The sequence below is a fragment of the Stutzerimonas sp. 21-1 genome (genome assembly GCF_056336065.1).
Window position 1 is genome coordinate 2172403 of sequence record NZ_CM150500.1, and the last position, 16415, is coordinate 2188817.

General features: G+C 60.2%; 12 protein-coding genes and 2 tRNA genes. 2 read left to right on the top strand and 12 right to left on the bottom strand.

The features are described 5' to 3' along the window. Positions 1 to 103: 103 nt before the first annotated feature. From fliD to AC0ZJQ_RS10555, 6 genes are all read right to left on the bottom strand, one after another. Entirely contained in the window at positions 104 to 1552 is a 1449-nt protein-coding gene (fliD, locus tag AC0ZJQ_RS10530; protein ID WP_314018694.1) for a flagellar filament capping protein FliD, read from the bottom strand. 64 nt (positions 1553 to 1616) lie between these two features. After that, the gene (locus AC0ZJQ_RS10535; protein WP_314018696.1) at positions 1617 to 1967 is read right to left on the bottom strand and encodes a flagellar protein FlaG; all 351 of its coding nucleotides are present in this window, start codon (positions 1965 to 1967) and stop codon (positions 1617 to 1619) included. 57 nt (positions 1968 to 2024) lie between these two features. Further along, complete coding sequence (locus AC0ZJQ_RS10540) at positions 2025 to 3485, bottom strand: flagellin (protein WP_314018698.1); 1461 nt, start codon at positions 3483 to 3485, stop codon at positions 2025 to 2027. 544 nt (positions 3486 to 4029) lie between these two features. After that, the gene (gene ligA / locus AC0ZJQ_RS10545; protein WP_314018700.1) at positions 4030 to 6393 is read right to left on the bottom strand and encodes an NAD-dependent DNA ligase LigA; all 2364 of its coding nucleotides are present in this window, start codon (positions 6391 to 6393) and stop codon (positions 4030 to 4032) included. 208 nt (positions 6394 to 6601) lie between these two features. Beyond that, positions 6602 to 6678 (bottom strand) — tRNA-Asp (locus AC0ZJQ_RS10550). A gap of 18 nt (positions 6679 to 6696) precedes the next feature. Beyond that, positions 6697 to 6772: transfer RNA gene (locus tag AC0ZJQ_RS10555), tRNA-Val, on the bottom strand. A 272-nt stretch (positions 6773 to 7044) separates the two neighbouring features. On the opposite strand from AC0ZJQ_RS10555, the gene AC0ZJQ_RS10560 reads away from it, so the two are divergent. Both AC0ZJQ_RS10560 and gspD read left to right on the top strand, forming a co-directional pair. Continuing rightward, entirely contained in the window at positions 7045 to 7662 is a 618-nt protein-coding gene (locus AC0ZJQ_RS10560; RefSeq protein WP_476476614.1) for a type II secretion system protein N, read from the top strand. Between the two features lie 3 nt (positions 7663 to 7665). Beyond that, positions 7666 to 9915 carry a type II secretion system secretin GspD gene (gene gspD / locus AC0ZJQ_RS10565; RefSeq protein ID WP_476476615.1) on the top strand — a complete coding sequence of 750 codons (2250 nt, stop codon included), beginning with the start codon at positions 7666 to 7668 and terminating at the stop codon, positions 9913 to 9915. A gap of 53 nt (positions 9916 to 9968) precedes the next feature. Here the strand turns inward: gspD and AC0ZJQ_RS10570 are convergent, their stop codons facing one another. The 6 genes from AC0ZJQ_RS10570 to accD all read right to left on the bottom strand — a co-directional run bounded on the left by AC0ZJQ_RS10570 (position 9969) and on the right by accD (position 16228). Further along, a complete protein-coding gene (locus AC0ZJQ_RS10570; RefSeq protein WP_476476616.1) occupies positions 9969 to 11180 on the bottom strand; it encodes an O-succinylhomoserine sulfhydrylase in 1212 nt (403 codons plus the stop codon). 43 nt (positions 11181 to 11223) lie between these two features. Further along, positions 11224 to 12729 (bottom strand): amidophosphoribosyltransferase, encoded by a 1506-nt coding sequence (gene purF / locus AC0ZJQ_RS10575; RefSeq protein ID WP_102828566.1) that lies wholly within the window; start codon positions 12727 to 12729, stop codon positions 11224 to 11226. Between the two features lie 12 nt (positions 12730 to 12741). Beyond that, positions 12742 to 13317 carry a CvpA family protein gene (locus tag AC0ZJQ_RS10580; RefSeq protein ID WP_156714291.1) on the bottom strand — a complete coding sequence of 192 codons (576 nt, stop codon included), beginning with the start codon at positions 13315 to 13317 and terminating at the stop codon, positions 12742 to 12744. Between the two features lie 133 nt (positions 13318 to 13450). Further along, the gene (locus tag AC0ZJQ_RS10585; RefSeq protein ID WP_237263507.1) at positions 13451 to 14050 is read right to left on the bottom strand and encodes an SPOR domain-containing protein; all 600 of its coding nucleotides are present in this window, start codon (positions 14048 to 14050) and stop codon (positions 13451 to 13453) included. Next, positions 14034 to 15338, bottom strand: a complete 1305-nt coding sequence (gene folC, locus AC0ZJQ_RS10590; RefSeq protein WP_237263506.1) for a bifunctional tetrahydrofolate synthase/dihydrofolate synthase — start codon at positions 15336 to 15338, stop codon at positions 14034 to 14036. Before folC ends, AC0ZJQ_RS10585 begins: the two co-directional genes overlap by 17 nt. Next, positions 15335 to 16228, bottom strand: a complete 894-nt coding sequence (accD, locus tag AC0ZJQ_RS10595) for an acetyl-CoA carboxylase, carboxyltransferase subunit beta (protein WP_008568861.1) — start codon at positions 16226 to 16228, stop codon at positions 15335 to 15337. The genes folC and accD overlap by 4 nt, the downstream gene beginning before the upstream one ends. Positions 16229 to 16415 lie beyond the last annotated feature (187 nt).

Consider the following 16415-nt stretch of genomic DNA (forward strand, 5'->3'; position numbering starts at 1 on the left):
ATCAATTTCACATGCCTAGTTATCGGTCGCCTAGCGTAGGACTTGAGTTCGTTCTGAAAACAAAAAACCGCCTGGCGGCGGCTTTTCTTTGAAGCGGAATACCTTACTTCTTCGAGTTATTCGCTGCCCACGGCAGGTTTTCCAGCGAGGCCAACAAACTCGACGATGTATTGGACAACTGCCCCACCAGTAAATCCATGGCGTTGAACTGCTTGTACAGCCGCTCCTGGAGCGAGGTAAGGCGACGAGTCAGAGCTTCCTTCTGATCATCAATCTTGGAGATCGTCTCAGTCATTGCCTTGTTGCGTTGCTCGAGTATTCCGCCGGTCTCGGTGTATGGCTTCAGCTTTGCGTCGAGCCGGGAAGCCAGCCCCTTATCACCCGTGAACAGGCCCGACAATTCGCTAAAGTTACTGGCCATCGCCTTGTCCAGCTTGGCGCTGTCAATGGCGAGGGTGCCATCCTTCTGGGTGGTGATACCGATATCGGTCAGCGCACGCAGTGCACCATCGCCCTGCACGTTAACCAGCTCGTTGCGAATCGTGTTGAGCAAGGTGCGCGCTGTGGCATCGCCCACCAATGCGCCTGTTACGGGCGCCTTGTCCTCGCCGACCGACGTGACCTTGGTCTGCGCGTTAATCACACCGATCAGCTTGTTGTAGCTGTCGACAAAGGACTGGATCTGCTTTTTAACCCCCGCCTTGTCTTCCGCTACCGCGATGGTCAGCGGTTCGTTTGCAACGGTTTTGGCCTTAAGGTCGAGCGTGATGCCCTCAATGGCACCGTCGACTTTGTTGGTCTCGCTGATTACCTTCAAGCCGTCGACATACAATTCAGCACTCTGTGCTGAAGTCAGCACGCGAGCATCTTTGCCGGTGCCTGAGGTACCGGTGAAGTTCAATGCGGAAAGACCTATGAGCCCAGGTTCGTCTGCCCCGGTTGCAGTGACGGTAATATCGCGCCCTGCGCCAGTTTTGCTGCTACTCAGCACCAGTCGAGAGCCATACTCGTCCGTGACGATGGTGGCGCTAACACCCATGTCTTTCCCGGCCGTGTTGATTGCATCACGCACACCGGCGAGCGTGTTGTTGTTCTCGTCAATCGTGACGGAAAAGGATTCCTTGGTGTTTGGCGCGGGCGGGATTCCTGGCACACCAAGCGAGACCTCGAACGTTCCACTGGTAAAACGCGCGGGGGCTTCGGCCGTATTGGGAATCGCGGCCAGTGCAACCTTGCTGCTGCTCGCCAGTGATTTGACTTCCAGTTGATAGTTGCCAGCTCCCGCGGTGGTTGTCGCCGTAACGCCGACGAGATCCGACTTGCTGGAAGTAGCCGAGCGCGCTTGGAACAGCTCTGGTTTATTCAGCGCAGCCAGCGCTGCCTGGAAATCACTGATTGCGCCCTTTAGCGCACCAACAGCCGTTATTTGCGTTGTCGTCTTTTTTTCGAGGTTGGCAAGCTGGGTTTCCTTCGGAGCTCGCTCAGCAGCGACCATCCCCGCCACGATGCTGTCGATATCGAGACCCGAACCGATGCCTGTTACGCCTACCATAGCCTTACCTCGTCAAATAAACCACACGACCGTATCGATCTGCTGCGAAACAAGAAACGTGCCGTTAGGCCTTAGCCTCGAACAACAGGCTACGCATCTCGTCCAAACGCTCTGCCAGGCGCAGGATATCCTCGGACGGAATTTGCCGCACCACCTTGCCCGAGTCGCCATCCAGCACCTGCACCACAACCTGACCGGTGGAATCGTCCACGCTGAAGTTCAAATCGCGCTGCAGGCCCTTTACTTGCGTACGGATTCGCTCAACCGCTTCATTAACATCCGCTTTTTGCGGTGCCTTGCCAGGCTCACCTTCGCCCTGCAACGACGAAAGCCCGGCTTCCTGACGGAAACCGGGCAACGTGTTGCTCGACGAGGATGACGCAAGCGTGGCATTCGCTGCTCTTGCGACGTCCATGATTCACCTCTCAATGAATCGATGGAGTGGAATAACCACCCCATCGGTGAGCCTCGCTTACTGCAGCAGGCTGAGAACGGCCTGCGGCAGCTGCTTGGCCTGCGCCAGGATCGCAGTACCAGCCTGTTGCAGAATCTGGTTCTTGCTCAGATTCGCGGTTTCGGCGGCGAAGTCAGTGTCCTGGATGCGGCCACGAGCGGCGGAAACGTTCTCAGCGATGTTCTGCAGGTTGGCTATCGTATTGTCGAAGCGGTTCTGCACAGCACCCAGATCCGCACGCTGAGCATCGATCGACTTCAACGCCGCATCGATTACTGAAATCGCATCCTGAGCGCCATCTGCAGTGGAAATATTGATCGATGCAACAGAATCAACAGTTGAAGACGCCGAGGCAGCACCAAAGATCTCGGTCGAGGCACCCGCTACTGCAAATTCGTTTACGCCTTCAAGTTTAATTTGGCCCACAGCGATAGTTGGGTTCGCAGCACCTTCAGTTACGGTGGCAGAGGTATTAAGTTGATTCGTGACGGTAAACGATGCGTTACCAGCATTGGTATCGGTGATAGATAGGCTAATATCGTCACTGCCCTTCAGAACCAGCTTACCTTTATCGCTTCCGTCGAGTTCAGCAGTAACACCGCTAACGCCAGCCGCGTTAATAGCATTCTTCAACGCGGTCAGATCGTTGCCGTTAAAGTTAGAGACCGTTACGGTTGTTCCGTTGATATTTAGATCAACGGTCTCACCCTGAGCGGTTGCTGCAAAGCCACTGAGCGTCAACTCGTTCTCAACAGAAGCGGTCACCCCCAAACCAGCACTGCTAGTTTCAGTATTGATGGCGTCAGCGATAGTTTTCGAACTAGCTCCGGCTCCATAAGTGATAGCCCCGGTAGCGCCTTTATCATTCGAGATCTTAAAGTTAGCAGCAGCTGCTACTGCAGTAGCCCCGTTAGTTGCGGTAGTAACAAACTTACCGGTAACGGACCCCACTGTATCGTATTTGTTGTTACCTAGTTGCGCTGAGCTCGCGCCATTCAAAGTAACAGAAATTGTTTCATTAGCCTGAGAGCCAACCTGGAACTTAGAGGTCCCGAACGTATCATCCAGCAACTTACGCCCACCGAAGGTGGTAGTTGTAGCGATACGATCCAACTCTTCTTGTAGCTGAGTTACCTCTTGCTGCAGCGCGCTGCGCTCGGAATCGCTGTTCGAGCCGTTAGCCGACTGCAGAGAAAGATCTCGCATCCGCTGAAGAATGTTGGTCGACTGCTGCAGAGCCCCCTCAGCTGTCTGCGCGAGGGAAATACCATCGTTGGCGTTGCGCACTGCAACACCCAGACCGTTGATCTGGCTGGTCAGACGGTTCGAAATCTGCAGACCGGCGGCATCATCCTTGGCGCTGTTGATGCGGCTACCAGTGGACAGGCGCTGCATGGAGGTGGCCAACGCGTTGGACGAAGACTGTAGATTGCGCTGAGTATTCAGCGAAGCGATGTTGGTATTGACAGTAAGAGCCATGATGAGCCTCCAAGGGCGCTAGTTACTTTGGTTGCCTGAGCTTGCGACTCCGGGCCGGCTTGTGCCCAGGCACCCATTGAGTTCGCATTCGATTAGCTTATCGGCGTCGTTTCGGTGAGCTTTAGGAGGCGTTTGAAAAAATTTGCAAGCCCCGGAGACAACCTGTACGACACCGGCGAACTCGGAACTACATGCGAGCCCACCTGCGAAGCTTTTCGGGTGGGGAGCAGAATTCTTTAATGCGGGGGAATGGAGACATTGATGCTGTACCGGCAGGATGAGCCGATTCAGTGGTTAGCCTGTTGGCAGGCGACTGAAAGGCGGCCAGGTACGGAGATCGCGTAGAGAACACCTGCAAGCTGCCGCGGGAGCAGTTGGTGGATAAGGCTTCGCCGTTATCCACCCTACAGCTAGGCAGTACTGCCGGTTTGGACGGGACGCAAAGCGGAGGTTGATGTTGAACGTTCGCGGCTAACCGCGGCCACGCAGCGTACGACGCATATTCACTCAGCGCTTGCCGGGCTGGGCTGCGTTACCCCTTTACCTAGCCCAGCTGAGCAAGCCGCTCGAGAAACTGAGTCTCGTCGAGCACGGTCAGACCGAGTTCGTTTGCCTTGGCGAGCTTAGAACCGGCGCCTGGCCCGGCAACCACGCAGGTGGTCTTGGCCGAAACCGAACCGGCGACCTTGGCACCCAGCGCTTCAAGCCTAGCCTTGGCATCGTCGCGGCTCATGCTTTCCAGCGTGCCGGTCAGCACCCAGGTTTGCCCGGCCAGGGACAGACCTGCTGCGACTTTCTTCTCGCTTTCCCAGTGCATGCCAAATTCCCGCAACTGGACTTCGATGGCGCGGGCGCGCTCGGCATTTGCGGGCTTGTCGAAATAATCGCGCAGCGAGCGCGCAGCCTTTTCGGTAAGGCGTTCAACCTGGCGCAAATCGAGCCAGTCGGCGGCGATGATCGCATCCAGACTGCCGAAACGCTCGGCCAGGCGCTGAGCGCCAGTGCTGGCGATAAACGGAATGTTCAGCTTATCGAGAAGACCGGACAGCGTGGCACAGGCGGCGAACTCCGGATGCAACTCGCCCTCCTCCTGCAATTCCACGCCACGTTCGCGCAGTTGCGCGATCACCGAGCGATTGTGCTCGTCCTCGAAGAAGCTGTGGATTTCGTACGCGACTTCCAGGCCGACGTCCGGCAGGTACACCAGTACGCCCGGCAACGCCCGCGCGATGCGATCGAGTGAGCCTAGCGCCCGCGCCAGCAGCTTGGCGGTTTCCTCGCCGACATCGGGAATGCCCAGGGCGAAGATGAAACGCGCGAGGGTCGGCCTGCGGCTGGCGTCGATGGCGTTGAGCAGATTGTGCGTGGAGATATCGGCGAACCCTTCCAGCTCGATGATCTGCTCATAGGTCAGACAGTACAGATCCGCTGGCGAACTGACCAAGCCGCGATCGACCAGTTGCTCGACGATCTTGTCACCCAACCCGTCGATATCCATCGCGCGGCGCGAAACGAAATGGATGATCGCCTGCTTGAGCTGCGCCTGGCAGGCCAGACGGCCGACACAACGGTAGATAGAGCCTTCGCTGACCGACTCGCGACCCTTGCTGCGTTTGATCAGCTGGGTGCGCTCCACGGCAGAACCGCAGACCGGGCACTGCTCAGGCACATGCACCGCCCGCGCGTCTGCCGGCCGGCGTTCAGCGATTACGCCGAGAATCTGCGGGATCACGTCACCGGCGCGGCGGACAATCACCGTATCGCCGATCATCACGCCTAGGCGGGCGACTTCGTCCATGTTGTGCAAAGTCGCGTTGGATACGGTGACGCCTGCGACTTGCACAGGCTTGAGCCGGGCGACCGGCGTGATGGCGCCGGTACGACCGACCTGGAATTCCACGTCGAGCAGCTCGGTAATCTCCTCCCGCGCGGGAAACTTGTGGGCGATAGCCCAGCGCGGCTCGCGGGCGCGAAAACCGAGTTCGCGCTGCTGCGCGACGGCGTTCACTTTGAACACCACACCGTCGATCTCATAGGCCAGCGAGTCGCGTTTCTCGCCGATGGCGTCGTAGTAGGCACGACATTCGGTAACGCCTTTGGCCAGCTTCAGCTCTCGACTGATGGGCAATCCCCACCCCTTGAGCGCGTGAAGGACGCCGATGTGGGTATCCGGCAGCTCACCGTCACTGCGACCGATGCCATAGGCGCATAACTCCAGCGGACGCGCGGCGGTGATCTTCGGGTCCAGCTGCCGCAGGCTGCCGGCCGCAGCGTTACGCGGATTGGCGAAGGGTTTGCCGCCGCTTGCCAGCTGCCGTGCGTTGAGCGCTTCAAAGCCCGCCTTCGGCATGTAGATTTCACCACGCACCTCGAGCACTGACGGCCAGCCAGTGCCATGCAGCTTGAGCGGAATATTGCGCACGGTGCGCACGTTGGCGCTGATGTCTTCGCCGGTGCTGCCGTCGCCACGGGTCGCACCGCGCACCAGATGGCCGTTCTCATAGAGCAGGCTGACGGCCAAACCGTCGAGCTTAGGTTCGCAGCTATATTCAACCTCGGCGCCGTCGCCGAACAGGTCGCCGGCCGGCATGTCCAGCCCTTCGCGCACACGTCGGTCGAAGTCGAGCAGGTCCTGATCTTCAAAGGCGTTGCCGAGGCTCAGCATCGGCACTTCGTGGCGTACCTGGCCGAACGCCGCCAACGCCGCACCACCGACGCGCTGGGTCGGCGACTCGGGCGTCACCAGCTCAGGGTGTTCGGCTTCCAGCGTTTTCAGTTCATTGAACAGACGGTCGTATTCAGCGTCCGGAACGCTCGGCTCATCGAGAACGTAATAACGGTAGTTATGCGCGTCGATTTCGCTACGCAGTTCGGCGATGCGTTCGGCAGCGGTCTGGGCAGAAGGCATATAGCAAGCGGGGCCGTAGGCTGTGGCCGTGCCAATCGCAACCGCATCAGCACGCCGGAGATTAATGAGAAGGCGATTCTAGCCGATCGGCCCAAATGATGCGGCTCACTCCCAAGGCGGCACGCCGAGCAAAAACAACGGGCGAAAAAAAAGCTGCCCAGGCAGCTTTCTTTGCCCACTCATTATCGTTTGATAACGGCGGAAGATATGGCGCAGCGGACGGGACTCGAACCCGCGACCCCCGGCGTGACAGGCCGGTATTCTAACCGACTGAACTACCGCTGCGCGTCGGTCTCGCAAAGATGGTGGCTGATGACGGGATCGAACCGCCGACCCCCTGCGTGTGATGCAGGTGCTCTCCCAGCTGAGCTAATCAGCCGATCGCCTTGCGAGGCGCGCAATTTACTGATCCCCCTTAGCTAAGTCAACAGCAGCATTGGATTTTTTTATCGCGCTGCTGGTCCATCGTTACTGGCTCACGGATTTGAAATCATGCCGCGGCACTATCGCACTGCCCTGCGGTCTTTGTTCTGCCGCAACGGCAACAGGCTTAACGAGTCTCGCGACAGTCGCCTGTCGAAAAGCGCGATATGTGCCTAAGGTTGAAGACGTAACGGACATAACATCACGATGCGGCATGGAGTACCTCGCTTGTATTTGCCCGGACCGTTGCGGAACTATCGACAGCACGTCCCGCTAGCCCTGAGCGCCCTGCTGGTCTGCCTTTTCGGTATCTACCTGGCGAGCCAGATCAAAACGGTGTGGCAACTGAGCCGCGCCCCTCTCACGGCAGAGGTCAGCCCCCCTGCCGTCAACGCTACCGGCAGTTCCGATCCATCGCGCCTGGACGCCCTTTTCGGCACGCCGCCCGCGCTTCAGGGCAGTGCAACGACCAGCGCCGCAGGCGTAACCCTGCATGGCAGCTTCGTGCATGCCGACCCTAGTCGCTCCAGCGCCATTATTCAGCTCGACGGTCAACCACCCCAGCTGGTCTGGCAGGGCCAGGAGCTACAAAGCGGCGTGGTGCTGCGCAGCGTGCATCCGGACCACGTGCAACTCATGCGCGACGGTCAGATAGAACGGCTGGACTTTCCTGCCGTGCGCTCGCCGGTGTTCGTTCCCGATGAGGCGCCGCAACCGTACGAGACCGAGGATGCGGGCGATGAGGAAATGCAGCAACAGATGGAGGCGCTGCGCCAGCAACTGGAGAACGCCGTCAGCCCGCCCGCTTCGCCCACCCCGAACGTACCGACCAAGGAAGATGACTGAACGATGCCGCCGTTTCTCATGCGTCCGCTGCTTGCCCTGACCCTTTCCAGCGTTCTGATCATGCCGCCGGCTGCACTGGCGGCAGTTGGCGATACCGGTATTGAGCCAAGTTCCAGCCAAGAAGACGGTTGGACTATCAACCTGAAGGATGCCGACATCCGCGCATTCATCGATCAGGTCAGCCAGCTCAGCGGCCAGACGTTCATCGTCGACCCACGGGTCAAGGGTCAAGTCAGCGTCGTATCCAACGCCACGCTGACGATGGATGAGGTCTACCAGCTATTTCTTTCGGTGATGGCGACTCACGGTTTCAGCGTGCTGGCACAGGGCGACGTCGCGCGCATCGTGCCTAACGCCGAGGCGAAGGCCGAGGCCGGTGGTGGTCCGGCCGGCGGCGATCAACTTGAAACACGCGTCATCCAGGTTCAGCACACCGCGGCGACCGAGTTGATTCCGCTGATTCGCCCGCTAGTCCCGCAGTATGGCCATCTGGCCGCGGTCACGTCTGCCAACGCGCTGATCATCAGCGACCGTAGCGCCAACATCGCGCGTATCGAGGATCTGGTAAGGCAGCTGGACCGCACCGAGAGCGACGACTACAGCGTGCTCAATCTGCGCCACGGCTGGGCCACCGATATCGCCGAAGTCCTGCGCAACTCACTGATTCGTGGCGACGCAAAAAACACAGCCGGGCTGCAGATAATCGCCGACTCGCGCACCAACCAGCTGATTTTCATCGGCCCACCGCAGGCTCGCAGCAAGCTGGCCAGCCTGGCACAGACCCTGGACACCCCCGCTACCCGCTCGGCCAATACGCGGGTGATCCGTCTGCGACACAACGATGCCAAGTCGCTAGCCGAAACCCTCGGCGATATCTCCGAAGGCCTGAAGGATTCTGGCGAAGGCGAAACAACCACCACCCGCAGCCAGAACATCCTGATTCGCGCCGACGAGAGCCTCAACGCGCTGGTGCTGCTGGCCGAGCCAGAGCTGATCGGCACGCTGGAGAGCATCGTCCGCCAGCTGGACGTGCCGCGCGCACAGGTCATGGTCGAGGCAGCAATCGTCGAGGTTTCCGGCGATATCAGCGACGCCCTAGGCGTGCAGTGGGCTGTCGATGCGCGCGGCGGCACCGGGGGCGTCGGCGGCGTTAATTTCGGCAACACCGGGCTGTCGATCGGCAGCGTGCTGAACGCCATCAACGAGGACGAGATACCGAGCAACCTGCCCGATGGCGCAATCATCGGCATCGGCACACGCAGCTTCGGTGCGCTGATCACGGCACTGTCGTCCAACAGCAAGAGCAACCTGTTGTCGACGCCGAGCCTGCTGACACTGGACAACCAGGAGGCGGAAATCCTCGTGGGCCAGAATGTGCCGTTCCAGACCGGTGCCTATACCACCGACTCCTCGGGCGCGAACAATCCGTTCACTACGATCGAGCGGCAGGATATCGGCGTTACGCTGAAAGTAACTCCGCACATCAATGAGGGCGCAACGCTGCGCCTGCAGATTGAGCAGGAAATCTCGTCCATCGCGCCCACTGCGAGCCTCACCGCACAGGCCGTGGACCTGGTCACCAATAAGCGTTCGATCAAGAGCACTATCCTTGCCGAGGATGGCCAGGTGATCGTGCTCGGCGGCCTGATTCAGGACGACGTAACCCGCACCGACTCCAAGGTTCCGCTGCTGGGCGATATTCCGTTGCTCGGTGCGCTGTTCCGCTCGACGCAGGAAAGCCATGTCAAACGCAACCTGATGGTATTCCTACGCCCGACGGTGGTGCGCGATCGCGCAGGCCTGGCCGCGCTGTCAGGCAAGAAGTACAGCGATATCCGCGTGATCGAGACTGACTCGGCCAGCCCCACCATTCTTCCAGCCAATCCCGAGCGTCTGTTCGATGGCCAGGGCGAACCGGCGCCAGCCATCGATCTGCGCGCCAACGAGCCACGCCAAGGTTCGCTGGCACCACCTCCGCCGCCGCGCAGCACCAAATCGGGCGTCCCCTCCAGCGCTACAGGCAGCTGGGCGATTCAGCTGGCCAGTCTGCGCAATCCGGCTAATGCCGACGCGCTGCGTGAACGCCTGGTCGGGCTTGGCTATGAGGCTTATGTTCGACCGGGCAGCAACACCAGCCGGGTCTACGTCGGGCCGCTGGCGAGTCGCGACGAGGCCACGCGCCTGCGCGAGCAACTCTCGAAGGAACAGCGGCTGGACGGCATCGTGCTGAGAATCGGGCCTACGCGCGAATAAGCCGCAGAGGCTCATTCGCGCGACTGCCAGAGGTAGCTGGCCGCTCCGACGAATCAGAGCGCCGCGAGGCCGCGTGCCAGATCGGCCTGCAGATCGGCGACATCTTCCAGCCCGACCGCCACGCGAATCAAACTGTCGCTGATGCCAGCGCTGGCGCGATCTTCGGCAGACAGCCGGCCGTGCGTAGTCGAGGCCGGATGGGTGATGGTGCTTTTACTGTCGCCCAGGTTGGCGGTGATGGAAATCAGTCGGGTGGCATCGATAAAGCGCCAGGCCCCCTCCTTGCCTCCCTTGACCTCGAAGCTCAACACGGCACCAAAACCCTTCTGCTGACGCTTCGCCAGTTCATGCTGCGGATGGCTGGGCAAGCCTGCGTAATAGACCCGGTCCACCGCAGGTTGGCGCTCCAGCCATTCGGCCAGTTGCTGTGCGCTGGCACAGTGGGCCTGCATGCGCAGGCGCAAGGTTTCCAGTCCCTTGAGGAATACCCAGGCGTTGAACGGACTGAGCGTCGGCCCAGCGGTGCGCAGGAAACCGACGATCTCCTTCATCTGTTCTCTGCCTCCCGCAACCACGCCACCCAGACAGCGCCCCTGTCCATCGATGTACTTGGTCGCCGAATGAATGACGATATCGGCGCCGAGCGCCAGTGGCTGCTGCAGCACCGGCGTGCAGAAACAGTTGTCGACCGCAAGCAGGACGCCGTTGGCTTGGCAGAGTTGTGCCAGCGCAGCGATATCCACCAACTCCGCCAGCGGGTTGGACGGCGATTCGACGAACACCAGCTTGGTGTTGGGCTTGAAAGCTGATTGCCACGCCGAAAAATCGGTCAGCGGCACGTAGTCGACCTGTACACCGAAGCGTTTGAAGTACTTCTCGAACAGCGAAACGGTGGCGCCGAACACGCTGCGCGACACCAAGATATGATCGCCGGCCGAGCATAGGCTCATCACGGTCGCCAGAATCGCGGCCATCCCAGACGCCGTCGCGACTGCCTGCTCGGCACCTTCCAACGCGGCGATTCGCTCCTCGAAGGTGCGCACTGTCGGGTTGGTGTAGCGCGAATAGACGTTGCCCGGCACTTCACCGGCAAAGCACGCAGCCGCGGCCGCAGCGCTGCGGAACACATAGCTGGAGGTGAAGAACAGCGGCTCGCCGTGCTCTGCCTCCGGGGTGCGATGCTGTCCGGCACGCACGGCCAGGGTGTCGATCCCGACACCATCGAGATCGCTGTCCAGCCGCCCGGCTTCCCACTCAGTGGTCATTCTTGCTACCTCCAGCACCGCAGCCGCCGCTGCGGCGCCCAGCTTAGTCGTTGTACAGATCGATGATGGCGCTGACGGCATTGGCCTTGGACTTGCTGAGGTCATTGCGCGCCTGCTCGATCCTGTGCAGATAGGCGTCATCGATATCGCCAGTGATGTACTTGCCATCGAACACCGCGCAATCGAAGTGTTCGATCTTCACCTTGCCGCCACCGACAGCGTCGATCAGATCTTCGAGGTCCTGATAGATCAGCCAGTCGGCGCCAATCAGCTCGGCCACTTCTTCGGTGCTGCGGTTGTGGGCGATCAGCTCATGGGCGCTGGGCATGTCGATGCCGTAAACGTTCGGGTAGCGCACCGCGGGTGCTGCCGAACAGAAGTACACGTTCTTCGCGCCGGCCTCGCGCGCCATCTGAATGATCTGCTTGCAGGTGGTTCCGCGCACGATGGAATCGTCGACCAGCAACACGTTCTTGCCGCGGAACTCGAGGTCGATGGCGTTGAGCTTCTGGCGCACCGACTTTTTGCGCGCCGCCTGGCCGGGCATGATGAAGGTCCGGCCGATATAGCGGTTCTTGACGAAGCCCTCGCGGAATTTCACCCCCAGCCGGTTCGCCAGCTCAAGCGCAGCGGTGCGGCTGGTATCCGGAATCGGGATAACCACGTCGATATCATGCTCGGGACGCTCGCGCAGAATCTTGTCCGCCAGTTTCTCGCCCATCCGCAGGCGCGCCTTGTATACCGATACGCCATCCATCAGGGAATCGGAGCGCGCCAGATAAACGTACTCGAAAATGCACGGCGAGAGTTTCGGAGCGTCCGCGCACTGACGAGTGAACAACCGGCCGTCGGTGGTGATATACACCGCCTCACCCGGCGCCAGATCGCGGATCACGGTGAAGCCGAGTACGTCGAGCGAGACGCTTTCCGAGGCGATCATGTACTCGACGCCTTCGTCGGTATGACGCTGGCCGAAGACGATCGGACGGATTGCATTCGGATCACGGAAGCCAACGATACCGTAGCCGGTCACCATCGCCACCACCGCATAACCTCCGCGGCAACGCTCGTGGACCTTGCTGACTGCAGCGAACACGTCTTCCTCGGTTGGCTGCAGCTTGCCGCGTACCGCCAGCTCATGAGCGAACACGTTGAGCAGCACTTCCGAGTCCGAGCTGGTGTTCACATGGCGCAGATCCGACTCGTAGATTTCTTTGGTGAGCTGCTCGACGTTGGTCAGATTGCCGTTGTGTGCGAGCGTGATGCCATAAGGCGAGTTGACATAGAACGGCTGCGCTTCGGCCGAACTGGAACTGCCGGCGGTGGGGTAGCGAACATGGCCGATGCCCATATTGCCGATCAGACGTTGCATGTGACGTTGCTGGAACACGTCACGCACCAGACCGTTGTCCTTGCGCAGAAACAGGCGATCGTCGTGACTGGTGACGATACCGGCGGCATCCTGCCCGCGATGCTGCAGTACGGTAAGCGCGTCGTACAGCGCCTGATTGACGTTCGACTTACCGACAATGCCGACAATGCCACACATGCAAGGAACCCCTCAGTTTGTTTCAGGCTGACGCGCAGGCAGGAAGCTGCCAGAAGCGTCTTCAATAAATTTTGCAGAACCGGACGGATCGAGCGAACTGGCCAGCCACTGGCTGCTGAACTCAAGAATCAGGTTCTTCGACCAGTCGGCAACCAGCAGGAAATGCGGCAGCAGAACGGACTCCTTCCACCAGAGGTCCTCCTGAACCGGCGCAAGGCTGAGCAAACCGGCCAGCACCACTACCAACAGTCCACCGCGCGCCGCACCGAATACCATCCCCAGCAAACGGTCAGTACCAGAAAGCCCCGTCACCCGAATCAGTTCACCGATCAGGAAATTAACCAGCGCCCCCACCAAGAGGGTGGCAACGAACAGGATGGCGCAAGCAGCGATGATTCGTGCCGAGGGCGTACTGATGAACTCGGCCAGATGATGCGACAACGCACCGCCGAACATCCAGGCGATCACCCCGGCGATGATCCAGGTCAGCAGGGACAAGGCTTCCTTGACGAAGCCTCGCTTCAGACTAATCAGACTGGAGACAGCAACGACGGCGACGATGATCCAATCGACCCAGGTAAAAACCACGACGTCTTCTGCATAGAGGAAAGGCGGCGCATTTTAGCAGAGGGCCGGCGACGGAGTAAGCACAAACACCCTGCACTATCGCGCCGAGCGGAACGCTCGCTCCGACGAGCCTCTCGCTTGCCGGAGCGGGCCCTCAGCGCGGTTCCGGCTTGAAGCGCACTACGAAACCATTCAGCTTCTGTTGGCGCTGCAACTGATCGCGCAAACGGTTGGCCTCGTCGCGCTCGATGAGTGGCCCGACAAACACCCGATTCATTCCGTCTGCGGCGCGAATGTAGGCGTTATAGCCCTGCTCACGCAGGGTCTTCTGCAGCTTCTCTGCGCTTGCGCGGTTGGACAAGCTGGCCAACTGGATAGACCAGCTCACCGGCAGGTTGTCGGCATCCACACGAGGCTGCGGCACAGGCGTCGTCTGCGCAGGCGCTTTCACCTGCTCCGGCTCGGCCACCGCTGGAGACTCGGTCGGCTCTGAAGGGACAGCCGCCGACTTGGCACTGGCATCGTTTTCGACGATCTCGAAACCCTCGGGAATCGATTTAGGCTCCGGGACTTCCACCGGCTCGATTTCGATCTGAGCCACCGGCGGTGTATTGGGCATAGCCGGGGCATCGACAACGACATGGCGCAGATCATCTTCGCGAGTGAACAGCATCGGCACGAAGATCACCGCCAAGGCGATCAGCACCAACGCGCCGACCATGCGCTGTTTCAATCCCTTATCCAGCAGTGCCATCTCCCGCTTCCTCCGTACGCGTGGCGAGCCATTGCAGCGCTTCCGCTACACAATAGAACGATCCAAATAACAGAATCTCGTCTTGCTCGCCGGCTTTTTCGCACTGCGACTCCAGCGCCTGCACAAGCGATGTATGGGCGCTCACCGCAGCCTTGCGCTCAGCCAAGGCCGCGTGCAACTCCGCCGCGGGGCGCGAACGCGGGCTGGCAAGCGGCGCGACCGCCCACTCGCTCACGTGCGGCAGCAGGACATTCAGGATGCCGGAGAGGTCCTTGTCCGCCAGCAAGCCGAACACGGCCAGGCGCTGGCCAGTCAATGTCTGTTGTTCGAGATAATTCGCCAGGTAGCTGGCCGCATGAGGGTTGTGCGCGACATCCAACAATAGATTGAGCGTACGACCGCTCCAGCGAATCGCCCGGCGGTCGAAGCGGCCGCTGATGCGGGTTTGCTGTAACGCCTTTGCCAGAGTCTCAGGTTGCCACGGCAAATCCAACAAAGCGTAGACCTGCAGCGCAAGCGCAGCATTTTCCATCGGCAGCGACAACAGCGGGAGATCGTGCAGCTCAAGCGGCTTGCCGGCCGCGTCGACGCCGCGCCAGTGCCAGCCGGCAATTCCGCTTGCCAGATCGTAGTCCCGGCCACGTAACCGCAAAGGCACCGCCAGCCTCTCAGCCTGCCCCAGCACCGACATGGGGGGCTCCAGATCACCGCATACGGCAGGAACATTGGGGCGAAAAATCCCCGCCTTCTCGAAACCGACGCTCTCCCGATCATCGCCCAGCCACTCAGCGTGATCGAGACCGATGTTGGTGATCACCGCCACATCAGCATCGATCAGATTGACGGCGTCCAGTCGCCCGCCAAGGCCGACCTCTAGCACTACGGCGTCAAGTCCGGCTCGCTGGAAAAGCCATAGAGCCGCCAAGGTACCCATCTCGAAATAGGTAAGCGAGGTGTTCTCACGCGCCTGTTCGACGGCCTCGAAAGCCTCGCAGAGCGCGTCATCATCGGCTTCCAGGCCACCGATGCGCACCCGTTCGTTGTAGCGCAGCAGATGCGGCGATGCGTAGACACCGACACTGAGGCCCTGGGCCTGCAGCAACGAGGCGATGAAGGCGCAACTGGAGCCTTTGCCATTGGTCCCGGTGACCGTGATCACCTTTCGTGCGGGACGCCCAAGGCCCAGCCGCTGCGCGACCTCGCGAACCCGCTCGAGCCCCATGTCGATGGTCGAGGGATGCAGCTGCTCAAGATAACTCAGCCAATCGGCGAGGCCGCGAGCACTCATGCAGAGGCCGCAACCTGCGCAGGCGCAACGGTCGCTGGCAGTCGCTGCAACTGCGCAAGCAGGCGGGAAAGACGGGGCCGCAGCTCGGCACGCGGGATAATTAGATCGATGGCACCGTGATCCAGCAGAAACTCGCTGCGCTGGAAACCCTCAGGAAGTTTCTCACGAACGGTCTGCTCGATAACTCGCGGTCCGGCGAAGCCAATCAACGCTTTTGGCTCGGCCACGATGACGTCGCCCAGCATTGCCAAACTGGCCGAAACGCCGCCGTATACTGGATCGGTTAGCACCGAGATGAAAGGCAGCCCCTCTTCGCGCATACGCGCCAGCACAGCAGACGTTTTTGCCATCTGCATCAGCGAAATCAAGGCCTCCTGCATGCGCGCGCCGCCGGACGCAGAGAAGCATATCAGCGGGCAACGCAGTTCCAGCGCCACGTTGGCGGCACGCACGAAGCGCTCGCCAACGATAGCGCCCATCGAACCACCCATGAAGGAGAACTCAAAGGCACAGGCAACAACCGGCACCTTGAACAACGTGCCCTGCATCGCGATCAGAGCATCCTTTTCGCCAGTCTGCTTCTGCGCGGCAGACAGGCGATCCTTGTACTTCTTGCTGTCACGAAACTTGAGTCGATCCACTGGTTCCAGGTCGCTAGCGATTTCTTCGCGACCCTCGGTATCGAGAAAGATGTCCAGTCGGGTGCGAGCATCAATGCGCATGTGATGCTGGCATTTAGGACACACATCCAGCGTCTTTTCCAGTTCGGGGCGATACAGCACAGCCTCGCAGGAGGGACACTTGTGCCACAGCCCTTCGGGCACCGAGCTCTTTTGTGTCTCGGAACGCATGATCGAAGGGATCAGCTTGTCTACCAGCCAGTTGCTCATGCTCTTGTTCTCCAAAGCTTCCATTCGGGTCGCATTAATCTCGCGCCCCGATCAAATGTATTGTCGCGGCTCGGCACTCCGCACTCGCTAAATTAGAGGGGGGGGGCGTCCCGCTTTTCCGGGCAAACTAACCGCCTGGCGCCAGTCGAACCAGCGATTCGTACTGGACGGCAAAGAGCCGCCAAGC